General features: G+C 62.2%; 19 protein-coding genes. 15 read left to right on the plus strand and 4 right to left on the minus strand.

Annotated elements, in window-relative coordinates; genetic code table 11:
* Nucleotides 1–48: 48 nt before the first annotated feature.
* Complete coding sequence (locus tag WKI89_RS05270; RefSeq protein WP_337868152.1) at nt 49–225, minus strand: hypothetical protein; 177 nt, start codon at nt 223–225, stop codon at nt 49–51.
* A 232-nt stretch (nt 226–457) separates the two neighbouring features.
* Between WKI89_RS05270 and WKI89_RS05275 the strand changes: the two genes are divergently transcribed.
* Nucleotides 458–673: a hypothetical protein gene (locus WKI89_RS05275; protein ID WP_110528498.1), complete on the plus strand. Its 216-nt coding sequence runs from the start codon at nt 458–460 to the stop codon at nt 671–673.
* A 73-nt stretch (nt 674–746) separates the two neighbouring features.
* Here WKI89_RS05275 and WKI89_RS05280 read toward each other — a convergent pair whose 3' ends face one another.
* Genes WKI89_RS05280 through WKI89_RS05290 form a run of 3 tightly spaced genes read right to left on the minus strand, consistent with a single transcriptional unit; the run spans nt 747 to nt 1,866 of the window.
* The gene (locus WKI89_RS05280) at nt 747–1,205 is read right to left on the minus strand and encodes an RES family NAD+ phosphorylase (protein ID WP_119358747.1); all 459 of its coding nucleotides are present in this window, start codon (nt 1,203–1,205) and stop codon (nt 747–749) included.
* The gene (locus WKI89_RS05285) at nt 1,202–1,600 is read right to left on the minus strand and encodes an antitoxin Xre/MbcA/ParS toxin-binding domain-containing protein (RefSeq protein WP_182482433.1); all 399 of its coding nucleotides are present in this window, start codon (nt 1,598–1,600) and stop codon (nt 1,202–1,204) included. Before WKI89_RS05285 ends, WKI89_RS05280 begins: the two co-directional genes overlap by 4 nt.
* A gap of 32 nt (nt 1,601–1,632) precedes the next feature.
* Nucleotides 1,633–1,866, minus strand: a complete 234-nt coding sequence (locus WKI89_RS05290; RefSeq protein ID WP_013012840.1) for a hypothetical protein — start codon at nt 1,864–1,866, stop codon at nt 1,633–1,635.
* Nucleotides 1,867–2,289: 423 nt separating this feature from the next.
* On the opposite strand from WKI89_RS05290, the gene WKI89_RS05295 reads away from it, so the two are divergent.
* From WKI89_RS05295 to WKI89_RS05360, 14 genes are all read left to right on the plus strand, one after another.
* A complete protein-coding gene (locus WKI89_RS05295; protein ID WP_337868153.1) occupies nt 2,290–3,690 on the plus strand; it encodes an FAD-dependent oxidoreductase in 1,401 nt (466 codons plus the stop codon).
* A 504-nt stretch (nt 3,691–4,194) separates the two neighbouring features.
* Nucleotides 4,195–4,851 carry a DUF6423 family protein gene (locus tag WKI89_RS05300; RefSeq protein WP_337868154.1) on the plus strand — a complete coding sequence of 219 codons (657 nt, stop codon included), beginning with the start codon at nt 4,195–4,197 and terminating at the stop codon, nt 4,849–4,851.
* 63 nt (nt 4,852–4,914) lie between these two features.
* Nucleotides 4,915–5,901, plus strand: a complete 987-nt coding sequence (locus WKI89_RS05305) for an ATP-binding cassette domain-containing protein (protein ID WP_013012844.1) — start codon at nt 4,915–4,917, stop codon at nt 5,899–5,901.
* A gap of 2 nt (nt 5,902–5,903) precedes the next feature.
* Complete coding sequence (locus tag WKI89_RS05310) at nt 5,904–6,695, plus strand: ABC-2 family transporter protein (RefSeq protein WP_013012845.1); 792 nt, start codon at nt 5,904–5,906, stop codon at nt 6,693–6,695.
* Complete coding sequence (locus WKI89_RS05315; RefSeq protein ID WP_013012846.1) at nt 6,696–7,493, plus strand: ABC-2 family transporter protein; 798 nt, start codon at nt 6,696–6,698, stop codon at nt 7,491–7,493. It begins immediately after the preceding gene.
* 35 nt (nt 7,494–7,528) lie between these two features.
* Nucleotides 7,529–8,503: an aldo/keto reductase gene (locus WKI89_RS05320; RefSeq protein WP_013012847.1), complete on the plus strand. Its 975-nt coding sequence runs from the start codon at nt 7,529–7,531 to the stop codon at nt 8,501–8,503.
* Between the two features lie 147 nt (nt 8,504–8,650).
* Nucleotides 8,651–9,364, plus strand: a complete 714-nt coding sequence (locus tag WKI89_RS05325) for a kanamycin nucleotidyltransferase C-terminal domain-containing protein (protein WP_245533680.1) — start codon at nt 8,651–8,653, stop codon at nt 9,362–9,364.
* A gap of 18 nt (nt 9,365–9,382) precedes the next feature.
* Entirely contained in the window at nt 9,383–9,877 is a 495-nt protein-coding gene (locus WKI89_RS05330) for a hypothetical protein (RefSeq protein ID WP_013012849.1), read from the plus strand.
* 453 nt (nt 9,878–10,330) lie between these two features.
* Nucleotides 10,331–11,128, plus strand: a complete 798-nt coding sequence (locus WKI89_RS05335; protein WP_157413565.1) for a cytochrome P450 — start codon at nt 10,331–10,333, stop codon at nt 11,126–11,128.
* 768 nt (nt 11,129–11,896) lie between these two features.
* On the plus strand, nt 11,897–12,307 hold the full coding sequence (locus WKI89_RS05340; RefSeq protein WP_018465403.1) for an IS5/IS1182 family transposase: 411 nt from the start codon (nt 11,897–11,899) through the stop codon (nt 12,305–12,307).
* 52 nt (nt 12,308–12,359) lie between these two features.
* On the plus strand, nt 12,360–12,497 hold the full coding sequence (locus WKI89_RS05345) for a hypothetical protein (RefSeq protein WP_156941926.1): 138 nt from the start codon (nt 12,360–12,362) through the stop codon (nt 12,495–12,497).
* A gap of 148 nt (nt 12,498–12,645) precedes the next feature.
* A complete protein-coding gene (locus WKI89_RS05350; protein WP_015586370.1) occupies nt 12,646–13,461 on the plus strand; it encodes a transposase in 816 nt (271 codons plus the stop codon).
* A 318-nt stretch (nt 13,462–13,779) separates the two neighbouring features.
* Nucleotides 13,780–14,307 (plus strand): hypothetical protein, encoded by a 528-nt coding sequence (locus WKI89_RS05355; protein WP_013012852.1) that lies wholly within the window; start codon nt 13,780–13,782, stop codon nt 14,305–14,307.
* A gap of 37 nt (nt 14,308–14,344) precedes the next feature.
* Nucleotides 14,345–14,560, plus strand: a complete 216-nt coding sequence (locus tag WKI89_RS05360) for a hypothetical protein (RefSeq protein WP_119358749.1) — start codon at nt 14,345–14,347, stop codon at nt 14,558–14,560.
* Nucleotides 14,561–14,627 lie beyond the last annotated feature (67 nt).

Raw genomic sequence — 14,627 nt, forward strand, 5'->3', positions numbered from 1 at the left:
TTCCGAGGATCATCCCTGTCCTTGGAAGGTTCTTTTTTGGGCCGGTGGCTAGTTCATCGGGCCGCGCTCGCGGAAGTAAGCCCCGTTGCTGTCCCATACCGGCACCAGACGCCCGTTGAGACACCCCTCGAGGAACTCGAGCATCCGTGGGGCAGTCTGGCATTCGATAACCACCGTATCGCCTGAAACATCAAGCAGAGGCTCTTCCCCGAGTGACGCAGCCATGTGGCGCAGAAAGCAGGCCAGGTCCTCCGGGTGATCGGTGTCAACGAAGCGAACTCGGGTTCCTTCGTGAATTGCTTTAGGCATAGCTCCATCTTAACGCAAGATGGCCGGGAAAGCCCGGCGCATCTGCGGTCAGGAGGGGAAAAGGCTTCCCCTTCCACTTTTTATGGTACTCGAGGGGGATTGAAGCGGTCAAGATTGAACAATACAATATTGTCGTCAGGAGGTAAAAATGGAAAAGGTTTTTGTCTGTCCAGATCTGCGCACCGGCGAGAAGCTTGCGGAGTTGCTCTACCTGGGCTTCAAAGCAGGTGGACTCGTCGAATGGGAAGGAGACCAGGGTTGGCTCAAGCCCGCCTATAGGATCACTTTCCGCAGTGAAGCCCTTCAACGGGGTTTTGTGGAGTTTGTGAGGGCTCTCTTCCCTTCGGTCGTCATCCTCGACTAACCCTTCCGTCCTTCTTTGCCTTCCGAGGATAATCCTTTTCCTTGGGAGGTTCTTTTTTTGCACAGAGTGTACCCTAGCGCAGCAGGCGCGGATCGAGGAAGAGCGGCTGGGGTTCGCCGGTGCGCACCTCCCTCATCGCGGGGTGGCGGGGGTTGAGCAGCAGGTTGAACTCCACCGGCACCACCGCCGAGGGAACCCGCAGGGCCAGCGAGCGCAGGCTCAGGGCCCACTCGAGACCCAGAGCCTGGGTGGACTCGGGGTAGGGCTCGGGCAACTGCCGCCAGTCGGGGGGCAGTTCGCTCAGCTCCTCGACGTGGGGATCGGGGATCTCCACCTCGATGGCTGCGAACGCGGTCAGGTGAGCCCGGTCGTCCACGTGAACCAGCACCTCCAGGATGCCGGTGGAGAGGTGTTCGGCCAGGTACACCACCGGGACCCCGAGGCGGTTCCAGCGTCCGGGGCTCTTGGCTGCCCCTTCCCCGGTGAAGGCGGTGTGGGCGTAGCTGCGCGAGGCGATGCGCCAGGCCCTCACGTCACCAGGCCGTCCTCCAGGCGGCCCAGGAGGTGCTCCACCGCCTGGGAGCCAGGTTCAGTGTCCAGGTACGCGAGGGGGCTCGAGCCGTGCAGGAACACCTTGGGGCTGTTCATCCAGGAGGCCGCCAGCTGGGGCGAGCCGAAGAGCTCCTCGGCACGGCGCAGCAGGTAGATCACCCGGTACAGGCGGTTGGACTGCTCCCGGTTCAGGCGTCCCAGGCCCTTGTAGCGGTGGAGGCTGCTCCTGGGGATGCCCGCTGCCTCCAGCACCTCCTGCTGATCCAGACCGTAGCGCCGGGCCACCTCGGGGATGAGTTCCACCGGCAGCCCCTCCCGGACGCTCGCCACGTCAGTGGGTGAGCCGTCGAAGCGGAGGGGGAGCACTGTTCCCATATGGGACATTATGGCGTTCCACCTTGAACAAGTCAACGCTCCAGCCCCAGCCTCCTCGCCGCCCGCAGGGTGCGGGGGGCCTGGGAGAGATCGGCCTCGAGGTAGTCCCGCCCCCGGCGGAAGCGGGCGTCTTCCCCGTAGCGCTTCGCCAGCACCCGGAAGTAGTCCGCGCTGAAGTGCAGGAAGGCGGTGGCCGCCTCCCCATCGAAAGACAACCAACCCGTAAGTCCTGACTGCGCGGCGCACAGGCAGGTCGTAGACCCCATGGCTGAAGCCAGGGGCTTGGAGCCCGTCTATGACGAGGCCAAGCGATGGAGCCCATGGACAAGGCGCTGATGTCGCTACGTTGCGAACAGGTTCAAGACCCACTCCGGGGTGCTTCCCCAGCCCCGGACCCTGGCAGTCCCGGTTGCAGACAAGCTTTGGGGTGTGCGCGAAACGGATCGGGACGTGCACCGGTTCGCAACATGGCCGAGGGGAGCGGTACGGGAGCGTCCGCCCATATCCGTCACCAGCCCCGTAAGGGGTCCCGAAAGGGAAGGAGAAAACATGGTTTTCGTGCTGGACAAAAGAAAAAAGCCGCTCATGCCTTGCAGCGAGAAGCGTGCTCGGTTCCTGCTCACCCGAGGCCGGGCGTTTGTAGTTCTACCTATATTGTTAAGAGTCCCGAGTCATCTAAATTCGAGGCTATGCTGGAAGTTAACCGCCGATGCAACAGCATCGAAGAGCTCAGGCATGACCCTGAGCTTCTTGATAGTCCAGTCGGTCGTGTTTTTCCGGGCGTGAATCATTCACTCCGGGCGGTTCGCCCCGACCTACCCCCAACTTCAGCAGATATCGTGATTATTGGAGGCGGGATTATTGGCAGCGGCATAGCCTGCCACCTCTGGCACGTACCCAGCCTGCGGCGCCGGATGATCCTGCTGGAGAAACACTCCTTCCTCGCTGGGCAGTTCTTCCAGGCCATGAACGCCACCGGGCAAAGGGTCATGCGCAGCCCCTACGAGCACCACATCGCCCCGGACGGCGACATGCAGATGCTAGACTTCGCTCGTCTTCACCTCGACCAGTTGACGTCGCTCGAGCGCGAGCAGGTCTGGCTGGGCCTCTCGGGCCAGCGCGCCGTAGTCCCGCTCGACGTGTTCATCGGCCACTCGACCCACATGATCGGGGTACATCAGCTCCGCAAGATCGCCTACCGCGCGCGGGTAATCTCGGTTAGACCTGACCCGGGGCGGGACGGATATCTGATCGCTACCGCCGAGGGGCCGGTCATCCGGGCCAAGACAGTCATCCTGGCAGCGGGCAACCGCGAGGCTGTGTGGCCGCAGGTTTTCTCGGAGGCTGCCCGCCGCTATCCCGCGCGGGTGTGTTCGGTATACGCGAAGCCAGCGCTCAACCCGGGCCAGACGATCGCCGTCGTCGGTAGTGGGCTCAGCGCGGCCCACACCATCCTCCGGGCGCTCGAGGCCGGAGCACGGCCCGTGTGGATCCTACGCCGCGAGGAGCGTTACCGGTGTGCCGATTTCGACACGGCTTATTTCCGAACGGAGGGTATTGCGCGGTTCCGGCGGCTGCCTAGCCTGGCCCGGAAGGTCGGTACGTTGCTGGAGGAATCCCGTGGCAGCATCATGCTGGAGTTCCTGCCGCGGCTGGGCAGCCTAGAAGAAGCGGGCGTCTTACGGGTTCACCGTCATGCCACGGTGTTGGCTGTCCGAGCATCAGCCAGCGGCCGCCTCGAACTCAACCTGTCATCGGGCGCCGATGAGCATGTGGACTTGGTGATTTTGGCGACCGGCCTATCCCCTGACACGCAGCTTCTGCCGGATGAGGTCGAGCTCCTCGCCGATCGTTACCCGGTCCTGGAGGACGGCACGCTTGAGGTCAGCGGCCACCCAGGCCTCTTCGCAGCCGGGCCACTGGCCTCTTTGACGCTTGGTCCCGCCGCCAAGAACGTGGATGGGGCTAGGCTGGCCGCACAAGTGATCATCCCGGCACTCATCGAAAAATTCAGTGGCAGCCGTCCAGCTTCCTTCACGGTTCGGGGGAATTTCGCCGTCAGTTTCCCGCTGAAGGCAGGTGTGCGATGACCCAGCACCGGTCAGGCGCTTACTACCTCCCCGAGGAAGAGTTGGAGCGCGCCATGGTACTCATGCGCTACGGAACGTCCGAGCTCCACGCGGTCTTCGGGCTCTGCCACGTCGCCCAGGATCTGACCGCACAGCTGTGCTGGATCGAACGCGCAAGCCATAGCGAGCGGGCTGCTGAGCTGTTGGAGGATCTGGAGGCAGAGGGGCAGCGCGAGGCCGACAGCCTGATCCAGCTCTTGAAGTCCGCAATCTGTGAGGAATGGGGCTACTGCAGGCGCCGTGTGACGGATGGGCTCGGCGATCCCCGCCGCCTGGTTCAAGAGCTTTCCCGCCTCATTTACAACTACTTATGCTTAGACGAAAAGGGGGTGAGAGCCGTAGATCGATCTTGGGTACTCCTGGCAGCGGTAGTGCTTGCGAGATCAGACTTGGGAAAACTCTGCCGCTGTGCGGGTTGAGAGGAGTTAGGGTCTAGGTTTCCTTGCAGACACGACGGAGGGAAAGATGCTGAGGTCGAAGGACTTGCACATGGCGGCTACCATCGACATGGAGAGCCGCACCATCATGGTCTCAGGGGCGATTGATGTCAACCGGGTCACTATCGTCATGCGGGTGCCGATCCCGGAGCCCGGGGAATACACGCTGGTCAAGGCGGAGACCAACCTGACCGATGAGCCCTGGCTGTGCTGGCAGATCACCCTCGGAGAAGGGGTTTCGCTCCCGCTGCAAAACCCTACGAATCTGCTGCTTTCGCGCCAATTCCGCAAGGCCAAGTACCTGGCGGACCGGGGCGCGATCCTTTTCTGGGATGGCGAGGTCCGTCCGGGCGACGCCATCTTCAAGATGGCGCGGCTGAACATCTCCGGCAACTACATGATCCTGTCGCATAACCGCGGGGGGTTAACCGACGGCATCTTTGACGAAGACGAGGACGAGTCCGACGATACCGGGCTTGAGCAGGACACCCCGCGGATCAACCTGCCCGGGGCCTTGGACCGCTACTACGAGCACATCACGAGGCACGGCTTCGGTGACGATCTGCCCAAGATTGAGGTCGAAACACCGGTAAGGATCGTGCAGCCTGGGGAAATCGACATCCTCTCCTTCACGAACCTCCCCCAAGCCCATTCGGGCGGCATCCGGCCGCGGGAGCGAGCCTGAAGGAGTGCTGGTGCCGTTCAGAGGAGGCCTTATGGCCTCCGCTTTTGTAGGATCAGCCGGCTTATGATTGTCCTGGAGGGGGTTTCCAAACGCTACCGGGTGCTCGAGCCCGGGCGTGGCCTCGGGGGCTTCGTGCGGAGCCTGGTGAAGCCGCGTTACCGGGAAATTACCGCCCTGGACAACATCAGCCTCACCGTCCCGCAGGGGCAGGTGGTCGGCTACATCGGACCCAACGGGGCAGGCAAGTCCACAACCATCAAGATCATCGCGGGGATCGTCCGCCCCTCGGCGGGTCGGGTTGTTGTGGCGGGCCGAGACCCGTTCCGCCAGCGCACCGCCCACCAGCTGGAACTCGGGGTGGTGATGGGCCACCGCACCCGGCTTTTCTGGGACCTGCCGGTGCTGGAGTCGCTCCGCTACCACGCCAAGGTGTATCGCCTCAGCCAGAGTGGATTGGATCAGCGCATCGGTGCCATGGCCCGGCAATTCGGCATCGAGGGGTTGCTCTCGCAGCCGGTACGCCAGCTGAGCCTTGGACAGCGCGTCCGGTGCGACTTGGCCCTCGCCTTCCTCCACCACCCCAGGGTGCTCCTGCTCGATGAGCCTACCATCGGCCTGGACTTCGACAGCAAGGCGTTGCTGCGGTCCGCTATCCGTCAGGTGGCCTCTGATCTACAGACGACCGTCATCCTGACGTCGCACGACTTGGACGATGTTGAAGCCTTGAGCGATCGTATCGTCCTGCTCGACGAGGGCCGAGTCCTCTACGACGGAACCCTCCGACAACTCCGAGCCCAGCACGGCGTACTCCCCGAGCTCCGGCTAAGGCTCGAAGCCGGGGCGGATCAGGTGCGCGCTTGGCTTGAGGGGCTGGGCGGAGTACGGGAGGTCTACACCCACGACGGCTGGGTGTGCGTCGCCCATGAGGGGGGAGGAGCCCCTGCGGCTGTGCTTGCGCGCCTTCTTCCACAAACCCCGGTCAGGGAGATGACCACCCACGAACCCTCGATCGAGGAGGTACTCCGGCGGGTCTACCGGGGAGCAAGGTAGAGATGATCCCTTATACCGCCAACCTCCGTGTCGGATTTCAGCTGGCCCTCGCATACCGTAGAGCGGCCGCGGTCTGGGTCGTCGGAGAGCTGGCGCTCCTGGTGGCATTTTACTTTTTGTGGCGCGCGGTTTTCCTTTCCGTACCCGCAGGGTCATTTGCGGATCGGGACTTCGCTGCTTTCTACTTGTACTTATTGACCGCGCGACTCGCAGCGCGATTCACCGGCGGGCCTGCCTGGGGGTTCTTTGCCCAGCGCGTCCGTGTGGGAACCGTTGTGTACGACTTGGTACAGCCGGTCGAACTGGAGTATGCCCTCCTAGCCCGGTGGTTAGGGCAGAAGGCCGGACAGTTGGTCATGGCGCTGCCGGCCTACGCCACCGCAGCGTTCGTCTCCGGGGCCTGGAGCGCTGGCGAGTGGCGGTTGGGGTGGTTCTTCCTGAGCCTGGTGGTGGGTTTTGCCTGTGCCTACTTTTTCGAGTTCTTGATGAGCCTCTCGGCTTTCTACACTAGCGCGCAGCAGGGGATCAACGAAGCCAAGGCCCTGGTCGTGGCGCTCCTGAGCGGGGCATTTTTCCCCATTGACCTGCTGCCGGATCGCTACGCCCTTCTAGCCAGTCTGCTGCCTTTCCAGGCCTTTATCTACCTTCCTGCGCGCATGCTGCAGCCGTCCATGCCGGAGAGCGAGATCTTCCGCGGACTGGCGGTGCAGCTGTTCTGGCTCCTGGTGCTTGCTGCAAGCTCCCGCTTCCTCCTCGGACGAGTACGCCAGCGGTTCAACGTGCAAGGAGGATAAATGACCCACTACCTCGCCCTCGCGCTGGCCGCCCTGAGGCTGCAATTCGCGACCTGGAAGCAGTACCGGGTGGACTATACCGCTGGCGTGCTCACCGTGCTCCTGGAGCAGGCCCTGACCCTGGTGCTTTTCTCCGTCATCTTCACACACGTGCCGCAAGTCCGCGGCTGGACCTTCCCCGAGATGCTCGTGCTTTACGGGTTGAACCGAATGGCGCTCGGCCTTGCCGACACTCTGGGGGAGAGCCTATGGTGGGTCGGCAGCTACGCCCAGGACGGCAGCCTGCTGCTCTACAAGCTCCGTCCGCTCGGGGTACTCTTCCAGCTCCTCACTGAGCGGATCCACTTCGAGCGGATTTCAGGATGCCTGACCGGGCTGATCCTGGTCCTCCATGGAGCGTCCGCGGCCGGGGTGGAATGGACTGCCGGTAAGGTTGCCACGGTCCTCTTATTTGTTCTCCTGGGCGCGTTCATCTATCTCGGGCTCATGATCCTGGGGGCTGCCGTAGCCATGCGGGTCATCGGCAGTTTGGACGCCATCACGACCTTGTGGAGCTTAACCGAGTTCGCCAAGTACCCGCTTCCCATCTTCGGTCGAACCGGGGCCTTTCTCCTGACGTTCGTCGTCCCGCTGGCGCTGACCGGCTATGTTCCTGCCGCTCTCCTGCTCGACGAGCACACACGCACAGCAGGCACCATCGCCCTTGCCGAGGCTTTGGTCGCTGCCGGCGCGTTCTTCGGCTTGTGCCTGCTGGCGTGGTCGTGGGCCCTCCGCGCTTATGAGGGGACTGGGAACTGAGAGCCAACCTGCGGCGATAGCGGTGGGGGTGCTTAATGGGCATGAGGTATCGCAAGGTCGGTAAGTGGGGCCTTCAGGTCTCCGAGATCGCCCTGGGTGCCTGGGCCAGCTTCGGAGATTGCGTGAAGGATGTGGGCGAGGTCAAGAAGATCGTGTGTCTGGCCTACGAGTCCGGCGTCAACTTCTTCGATAACGCGGACACCTATGCGAACGGATGCGCTGAAGAACTCATGGGCAGCGTGCTCGCCGAGTACCCACGCAGCACCCTCGTCCTCGCCTCGAAGGCGGGATGGCCTGTGTCCGGGTGTCCCAATAGCCAGGGCCTCTCCCGCAAGCACCTGCGCGCCTCTCTGCAGGCCAGCCTTCAAAGGCTACGAACGGATTATCTGGATATCTACTTTGCTCACCGCCACGACCCGGATGTACCCCTCGAGGAGATTGTCACGACCATGAGCGCGTTCGTTGATCAGGGGCTTATCCTCTACTGGGGAACCAGCGAGTGGCCTGTCGCACGGCTGGCGGGTGCATGCGAGTTTGCCAGGGCGAATGGGCTGCATCCACCTATCTGCGAGCAGGTTGACTACTCGATCCTTTACAGGAAGCGGTGGGAAAACACCCTGGCGCCGGAGGCGGAGCCGCTCGGATTGGGCTTGATGGCCACGAGCCCGTTGGCGATGGGGGTGCTCACCGGGAAGTACGACGACGGGATCCCCCCCGGTAGCCGGTTGGCCCGGCATAAGGTGCTGAAGGAAGCTCTGCTGACGCCTCACAACCTCGCTCGTGTGCGGGAATTGGCGGCGGTCGCTGCCGAGCACGGAATGACCCGGGCTCAGCTCGCGCTAGCTTGGGTTTTGCGACGCAAGGAGCTTTCATGCGCCATCGTGGGAGCCACCGGGATAGGGCAGCTTCAGGAAAACCTTGGTGCGGCCGGGGTAGTGCTCGCACCCGAGGCCGTGGCACAGATCGAGCGGATTATAGGTGGCAAAAGCTCAACCGCGAGCACCACTTGACCACCTACTGTCCTTATCGGAGTTGGCGACGGTATGCACGCACGGGACAAACCTCTCCCGATCCTCCGAGCAACTACCCGCCGGGAACGCCTCGAGAGGGCCCGGCACATCGCAGATTGGATCCTGGGCCATTACTCGGACGCGGTTGTGGCCATCGGAATCTATGGGTCCACCGCACGGGGCTCCGACGAGCCCTACTCCGACCTGGAGATGTCGGTCCTCATGCGAAGCTCACCCACCCCCGGCAGGGACGAGCGCTACGTGCAAGGGCTCAAAATCAGCGTCGAATTCCACACCGTGGGGTCGGTCTACCGGCGCCTGCAGCGGGTAGACCTGACCTGGCCCTTGTGCGTAGACCAGTTTGTCTCGGTCTTATCCCTGTACGACCCGGAGGGGCACTGGCCCAAGCTAAAGCTGCTCGTTGATCAGCTGCCGTCCGGATCGTTCGTGCAAGCCATTCGCGAGGGGATCGTGGGGGAATTGTTGGAGAACTTCGCCAAGCTGGAGAATGCCCGAAAACGCGACGACGCCCCTGCAATGCGATGGATCGCCTGGAACCTCGCGTGGGATGTGGCCATGATCTCCGCCCTCATGAACCGGGCATACTTCACCTCTTGGTCGCGCACACCCGACGAGATCCTCCGACTGCCGTCGCTGCTGCCCGCGGTTAAGAGCCTCGTGGAGAAGTTCCGCAACGGCGATCTGCGCAGCGCCAAGGGGCTCCATCGTTGTTGCGAAGCCGCAGTGAGGGGGGTTGTGCAACATGTGGCAACCCTTGGCGTCCACGTCCAAGTCGAACCGTCCCTGGCAGGACCTCCCCGGGAGCAGATCGGGGGAGGTGGGCCCGGATCGAAACGATAAGCGTTGTGGAGGAGGAGGATGGCTAATAAGGACACCCGAACACTCGAGGAAAGGATAGAGGAACTACAGGCGGTGGTGACGAAGCTCTTCGTCCAAATGGATGCCCAGCGTATTGGAGGTCCGGGGAATGCCGGTGCTGCTGATGGCGGCGAGTTGCCGGACTTTGGCCCTTGGATGGACACGACATGTTGCTACGCCAGGGTCATCGCCCTTCGGACCGACCTCCAGGGTCGCTTCCAGTTTGCCACACTTAAACTGCTGCACGACTGCTCTGATGAGCGCCGACCTGCCTGGAGAGAGGGCGCCATCTTCGACCTGCGCAACCCGGCCTGGGAGGCTGAACTGAAGCGAGCCCAGAACTATGACCTGCTGGTTGGTGTAAGGGTTCTTCCGGACGGACGAGTCGTCGGGATCGAACTGGCACGCCCTAACAAGAAACCCCGGGCCTCGACGCCCGGCGTTTCCCAGTTGCGAGCGGAAAGGGCACCAAAAGTGGACAAGGAGGCTCCGTAACTTTAGAAGGTGGTGAAGTCCAGAGCTATGCCCCCAACGGCCCCAGTCCCACCCTTTGACCCCCTGTCGCCGGAGGTCCTTGCCGACCCCTATCCAGCGTACGCGCGCCTGCGTATGTCGGACCCTGTGCACTGGGGGATTCCCCACACGCGCGCCGGAGCGTGGTATGTATTCCGCCACGCCGACATCGCGAGCCTCCTCAGGGATCCGCGGTTGTCGCGACGACGACCGGCTACTGGGAGGGGAGTCCCCTCTGGAAGACCCATTTCCGAGCCATACCGTGGCTTTTTGCGGATGATGGCTCAACAGGTGGGATTTCAGAATACTGTTGGTCACGCTCGTCTGCGGGCGGTGATGGGGCCGCTTTTGTCTCCGCGTGCAGTCGCTGGTGTAGTCCCGCGAGTCGAGTGGGTCGCCCGCAAGCTGCTACAGGACATCGAGGACCAGCATTCCATGGATGTACTCAACGAGTATGCTCTTCCGCTGGTACTCAGGGTGTTGGCGGAATTGCAGGGCGTTCCGGAGAGTTCGTTCGAGGAGTTGCGCGCCTGGATCGGGGTGATCTCCAGTGTGAGCTCTTCCTCTCCCAAGGAAGAGCTTCTAAGAGCCAACCGGGCGGTGGCCGAGTATGGCCAGCTGGTAGAAGGACTCGCGGGGGAGGCTGGGGGGAGCCCCCAGGGAACCGTGCTGGCTGGCATGTTAGCTGCGCGGGAATTAGGACAGGTCAGCCAAACAGAATTCGTCGCGAACCTGCTGGCCTTGCTCGACGCTGGTACCCAGACCACCGCTGACTTCATTACGAACAGCGTGTTGGTACTCTTGAGCCACCAGGACCAGCTCAAGCTTCTCAGGGAGGACCCGCAGTTGCTGGGCTACGCAGTCCAGGAACTCTTGCGCTTCGAAAGCCCAGTGCAGATCGTTGGCCGCTGGGCAACTGAGAGCTTCGTTTTTCAGGGTAAAGGGATCGAGCGGGGCCAAGTCGTGTACCTAGTCCTGGGCTCGGCTAACCGTGATCCCAGCTGGGTGAGCGATCCGGACCGGCTTGACTTAAAAAGGAAGCTGGACCGTACAGCAGCCTTTGGCGGAGGAACCCACTATTGCCTAGGTGCCCCGCTAGCCCGCCTGATAGGGGGAAAAGCTCTAGAGATTCTTCTACAGTGGAAAGGCAGCTTGTCTTTGCAGACCAGCAGGCTTATATGGCGGCCCGCGTTCGGGTTTCGTGGGCTTACTGAGCTGAGGGTATCATGGTAATGGCAGCATGCGTATTTCAGAAGATTCGAGCCACACTTTTCGTCGGAAGCCGAGCCGGTGATTCAGTAACTCACCTTACGCGGCAAAGCTGAGAGACTGTCGTAAAAGTCCGCTATACTTGAAGGGTGGCTTCTACACGGAGATCTTACCCCAGCGACCTGTCGGACGCGGAGTGGGCCATCCTGGAGCCGTTGATCCCCGCCCCCAAGCCCGGTGGCCGACCCGCAAAGGTGCCGAGGAGGGAGATCGTCAGCGCCATACTTTACGTCCTGGAAAACGGCATCAAGTGGCGGGCCATGCCCCATGACTTACCCCACTGGTCTACGGTCTACCACTACTTCCGCAAGTGGCAGAAGGAGGGGGTCTGGGAGCGGGTGGCCCAGGCCCTGGTCCGGTGGGATCGGGAGCGAGAAGGAAGGCAGGCTTGCCCCAGCGCTCTTGTCATGGATAGTCAGTCCGTCAAGACCACGGAAAAAGGGGGCCCCGGGGACACGACGGGGCGAAGAAGGTCAAAGGGAGAAAGCGGCAGAACACGGGGGGCCGTCTCTTGAACGGAAGGGGTGTGGGGCGGCAGTCCCCGACCAGACCGCAGTTCGGTTGGTCGGGGAAGGATAGCCCCGCCAGGACAAAGTCCTGTATACTGTTTTTGTAGGTCGTCCCCGGAACGGGGATGCGCGTAAAGGGAGCCGCAGGCGAGTGTCCTACACACGTTTGAGCCTGTGAGGATGGTCGCGCGAAACTCCAACCAAAGTTGGTTGCGAGTAGTTCATGGCCTTTGTCCACCCGGCCAATGAGCACGACAAGTGGGGTGGGCAGGCGTTGCTTTTGGGGATGGACCTCTCCTTGTGGCCCCGGGTGCGCAAGCTCTTTGTGGACTGGGGCTACCGGGGTTTGCGGGAGGTGGCTAGGGGGCTGGGACTGGAGCTGGAGGTGGTGGCCCGTCCTTACGCGGGGGTGCGGGGGGTCTGGGTGCGGGAGGGGGAGGAGGTGCCGGAGATCCCGCGGGAGGGTGGGTTCAAGCCCCTGCCCAAGCGGTGGGTGGTGGAGCGGACCTTTGCCTGGATGGGGCGAAACCGACGGCTGGGGAAAGATTACGAGTACCCCCCTGAGGTAACGGAAGCCTGGATGTATTTAGGCATGATACGCTTGCTGGTGAAGCGGCTGGCCAGGGCCGCTTAAGCTGGAGGAGGGGACTTTTACAACAGTTTCTGAAATGGCATAGATTGAAAAGGTGAATCCCCAGCCCCTGGATTTGTACACCGATTACTTGTTGAGCAGCTTTGGAGCGGCGACGGCCACAGGATTGTCGCGGATGGTGGATGGAGCCATAAGCCACGACCAGATCACCCGCATGCTGGGGGGAGATTGACAAGGCTCGGTGCAGTTGTGGCGCAAGGTCAAAGCCACGGTGCGAAAGATACAGCGTGAGGAAGGGGTGCTGATTCTGGATGATAGCATTTTGGAGAAACCCTACACGGACGAGAACGATATAGTGGCCTGGCAATAGCAAAGAGCGGATGGTCAAGGGGATCAACTTTGTGAGCCTGTTGTATCACAGCCAGGGGCTGACCTTGCCGGTAGGCTACGTGCTGGTGGAGAAGACGGAAGTCTATGTAGATCAGAAAAGTGGCCAGCGCAAACGCCGCAGCCAGGTGAGCAAGAATGAACACGCCCGCTACCTGCTGCAAACCGCAGTGCATAACCAGATTCCCTTCCAGCACGTGCTCAACGACGTCTGGCTTGCCTCGGCGGCGAACATGCGATTTATCGTGCTGGACATGAAGAAGCACTTTGTGATGCCGCTCAAAAGCAATCGCAAGGTAGCGCCAGGTTATCGGCACCGCCGGTATGCGCTGTGCGCACCCCCTATGAGCCAAGAACAACAGCAAAGGGGTCAATGGACAGGAGTGGAGGGTCTGGACTACCAAGACCCCACCCCCCGGCAGGTATATCTGGAAGGGGTTCCCTTCCCCCTGCTGCGGGTTCGGCAAGTCTTCACCCACGAAGATGGGAGCCAGGGGGTGTTGTATTTGTGTAGCAGCGATACCACCCTGGACTTTGAACGGATGATCGAGCTCTATCAAAAACGATGGGAGATCGAGCGCTTTCATCAATCCATCCGACAAAACGCTGCCCTGGCCAAGTCGCCTACCAAGACCCTGACCACCCAGGCCAACCATTTCTTTGCGGCTATGTGGGCCTTTGTCAAGCTGGAACTCCTCTCCCACCAGACCCAAATCAACTACTTCGCCCTCAAGGCCAAGCTCTATCTGGTTGCCAGTCGGGCTGCTTTTCAGGAACTACAGCAGATCAAAGCTCAACTGACCGCGTAAGGTATACCTTCGTTTGCTACCGCATAGCCCCACCCCAGCCATTCTGAGGAGGACATGACTGCGAACCAGATTGTGGGCTAGGATGAGGAGGTTTATCCGGGCTACGAGGCCCCCGAAGCTCTTGCTCTCTACTTGGCGAAGCCGGAAAGACCTGACCAGGACGCCAAAGCGCACCTCTATCCAGTTTCTCCCCATCCACTCCCTCCACCTAGCGGAACCCCCGGTCCCCCAGGACCGGGCCCAAGCCCGAATCTTCCACCCGGCCCCGGGCCCAGATCTCCCCGGTGTTGCCCGGCAGGACGCCCCAGCGCACGGGGTATGAAAACCTATGCTGGGGTAGGAAGCAGGCGTGCGCCCGAGGATGTGCTAAAGCTGATGGGGAAGATTGCCCGGCGGCTGGCGGAGCGGGGCTGGGCGCTGCGAACGGGTGGGGCAGAAGGGGCTGACCGGGCGTTTGAGCGGGGGGCCCGTGCGGGCGGTGGAGCAGTTGAGGTGTTTCTGCCGTGGCCGGGATACAACGGCTACCGGGAAGGGGCGCTGAAAGCCCCGAGCCCGGAGGCGGTGCGGCTGGCGGCAGCATTGCATCCGGCCTGGGGGCGTCTGTCACCGGCGGTACAGCGGTTGATGGCCCGGAACTCCCACCAGATCTTGGGGCTCGACCTGAACGACCCGGTGGCCTTCGTCCTCTGCTGGACACCGGACGGGGCCGAGTCGGAGCAAGAATGCGGGCCGGAAACTGGTGGCACGGGGCAGGCGATCCGGCTGGCCTCGAGGTGGGGCGTGCCCGTGGTCAACCTCAAAAGAGAGGACGCGTTGGAGAAGATAGCTCGGCTGGTCAAGGGTTGAACCAGGGGGCGGCAGGAGCCGCCCCCCTCCGGTGGGCATGAAAACGCTAGCGATCACCATCGGGGTCTTCAGGAATCAGGTCTATGCCTACCGGCTGCGCCAGGCCGAGGAGCGGGTGCGCCTCGAGCTCGGTCTCAAGGGGAGTGGGGGGTGGGACTGGCGGCCCTGGAAGGAAGGGGCGCTGGAAGAGATGCGGATGCTCTACCAGACGCTTCAAAGCTACGACCGGGGGCGGTGGCTGAAGACGGAGTAGGGTTCTTGCCCCCCTTGTTGCTTTTGAGTGGGTAGCGAGGGGGCAAGAACCACACTGTATTGCTCTG

The organism is Meiothermus sp., assembly GCF_037443965.1.
In the GTDB taxonomy this organism is placed as follows: domain Bacteria; phylum Deinococcota; class Deinococci; order Deinococcales; family Thermaceae; genus Meiothermus.

Bases quoted from the DNA above. Each gene is read 5' to 3' on its own strand.
- WKI89_RS05315 (WP_013012846.1), top strand. From the start codon at position 6,696: ATGACCCACTACCTCGCCCTCGCGCTGGCCGCCCTGAGGCTGCAATTC.
- WKI89_RS05275 (WP_110528498.1), top strand. From the start codon at position 458: ATGGAAAAGGTTTTTGTCTGTCCAGATCTGCGCACCGGCGAGAAGCTT.
- WKI89_RS05340 (WP_018465403.1), top strand. From the start codon at position 11,897: ATGGCCTTTGTCCACCCGGCCAATGAGCACGACAAGTGGGGTGGGCAG.
- WKI89_RS05335 (WP_157413565.1), top strand. From the start codon at position 10,331: ATGGATGTACTCAACGAGTATGCTCTTCCGCTGGTACTCAGGGTGTTG.
- WKI89_RS05320 (WP_013012847.1), top strand. From the start codon at position 7,529: ATGGGCATGAGGTATCGCAAGGTCGGTAAGTGGGGCCTTCAGGTCTCC.
- WKI89_RS05285 (WP_182482433.1), bottom strand. From the start codon at position 1,600: ATGGGAACAGTGCTCCCCCTCCGCTTCGACGGCTCACCCACTGACGTG.
- WKI89_RS05310 (WP_013012845.1), top strand. From the start codon at position 5,904: ATGATCCCTTATACCGCCAACCTCCGTGTCGGATTTCAGCTGGCCCTC.
- WKI89_RS05360 (WP_119358749.1), top strand. From the start codon at position 14,345: ATGAAAACGCTAGCGATCACCATCGGGGTCTTCAGGAATCAGGTCTAT.
- WKI89_RS05350 (WP_015586370.1), top strand. From the start codon at position 12,646: ATGGTCAAGGGGATCAACTTTGTGAGCCTGTTGTATCACAGCCAGGGG.
- WKI89_RS05300 (WP_337868154.1), top strand. From the start codon at position 4,195: ATGCTGAGGTCGAAGGACTTGCACATGGCGGCTACCATCGACATGGAG.
- WKI89_RS05355 (WP_013012852.1), top strand. From the start codon at position 13,780: ATGAAAACCTATGCTGGGGTAGGAAGCAGGCGTGCGCCCGAGGATGTG.
- WKI89_RS05330 (WP_013012849.1), top strand. From the start codon at position 9,383: ATGGCTAATAAGGACACCCGAACACTCGAGGAAAGGATAGAGGAACTA.
- WKI89_RS05305 (WP_013012844.1), top strand. From the start codon at position 4,915: ATGATTGTCCTGGAGGGGGTTTCCAAACGCTACCGGGTGCTCGAGCCC.
- WKI89_RS05290 (WP_013012840.1), bottom strand. From the start codon at position 1,866: ATGGGGTCTACGACCTGCCTGTGCGCCGCGCAGTCAGGACTTACGGGT.
- WKI89_RS05295 (WP_337868153.1), top strand. From the start codon at position 2,290: ATGCTGGAAGTTAACCGCCGATGCAACAGCATCGAAGAGCTCAGGCAT.
- WKI89_RS05270 (WP_337868152.1), bottom strand. From the start codon at position 225: ATGGCTGCGTCACTCGGGGAAGAGCCTCTGCTTGATGTTTCAGGCGAT.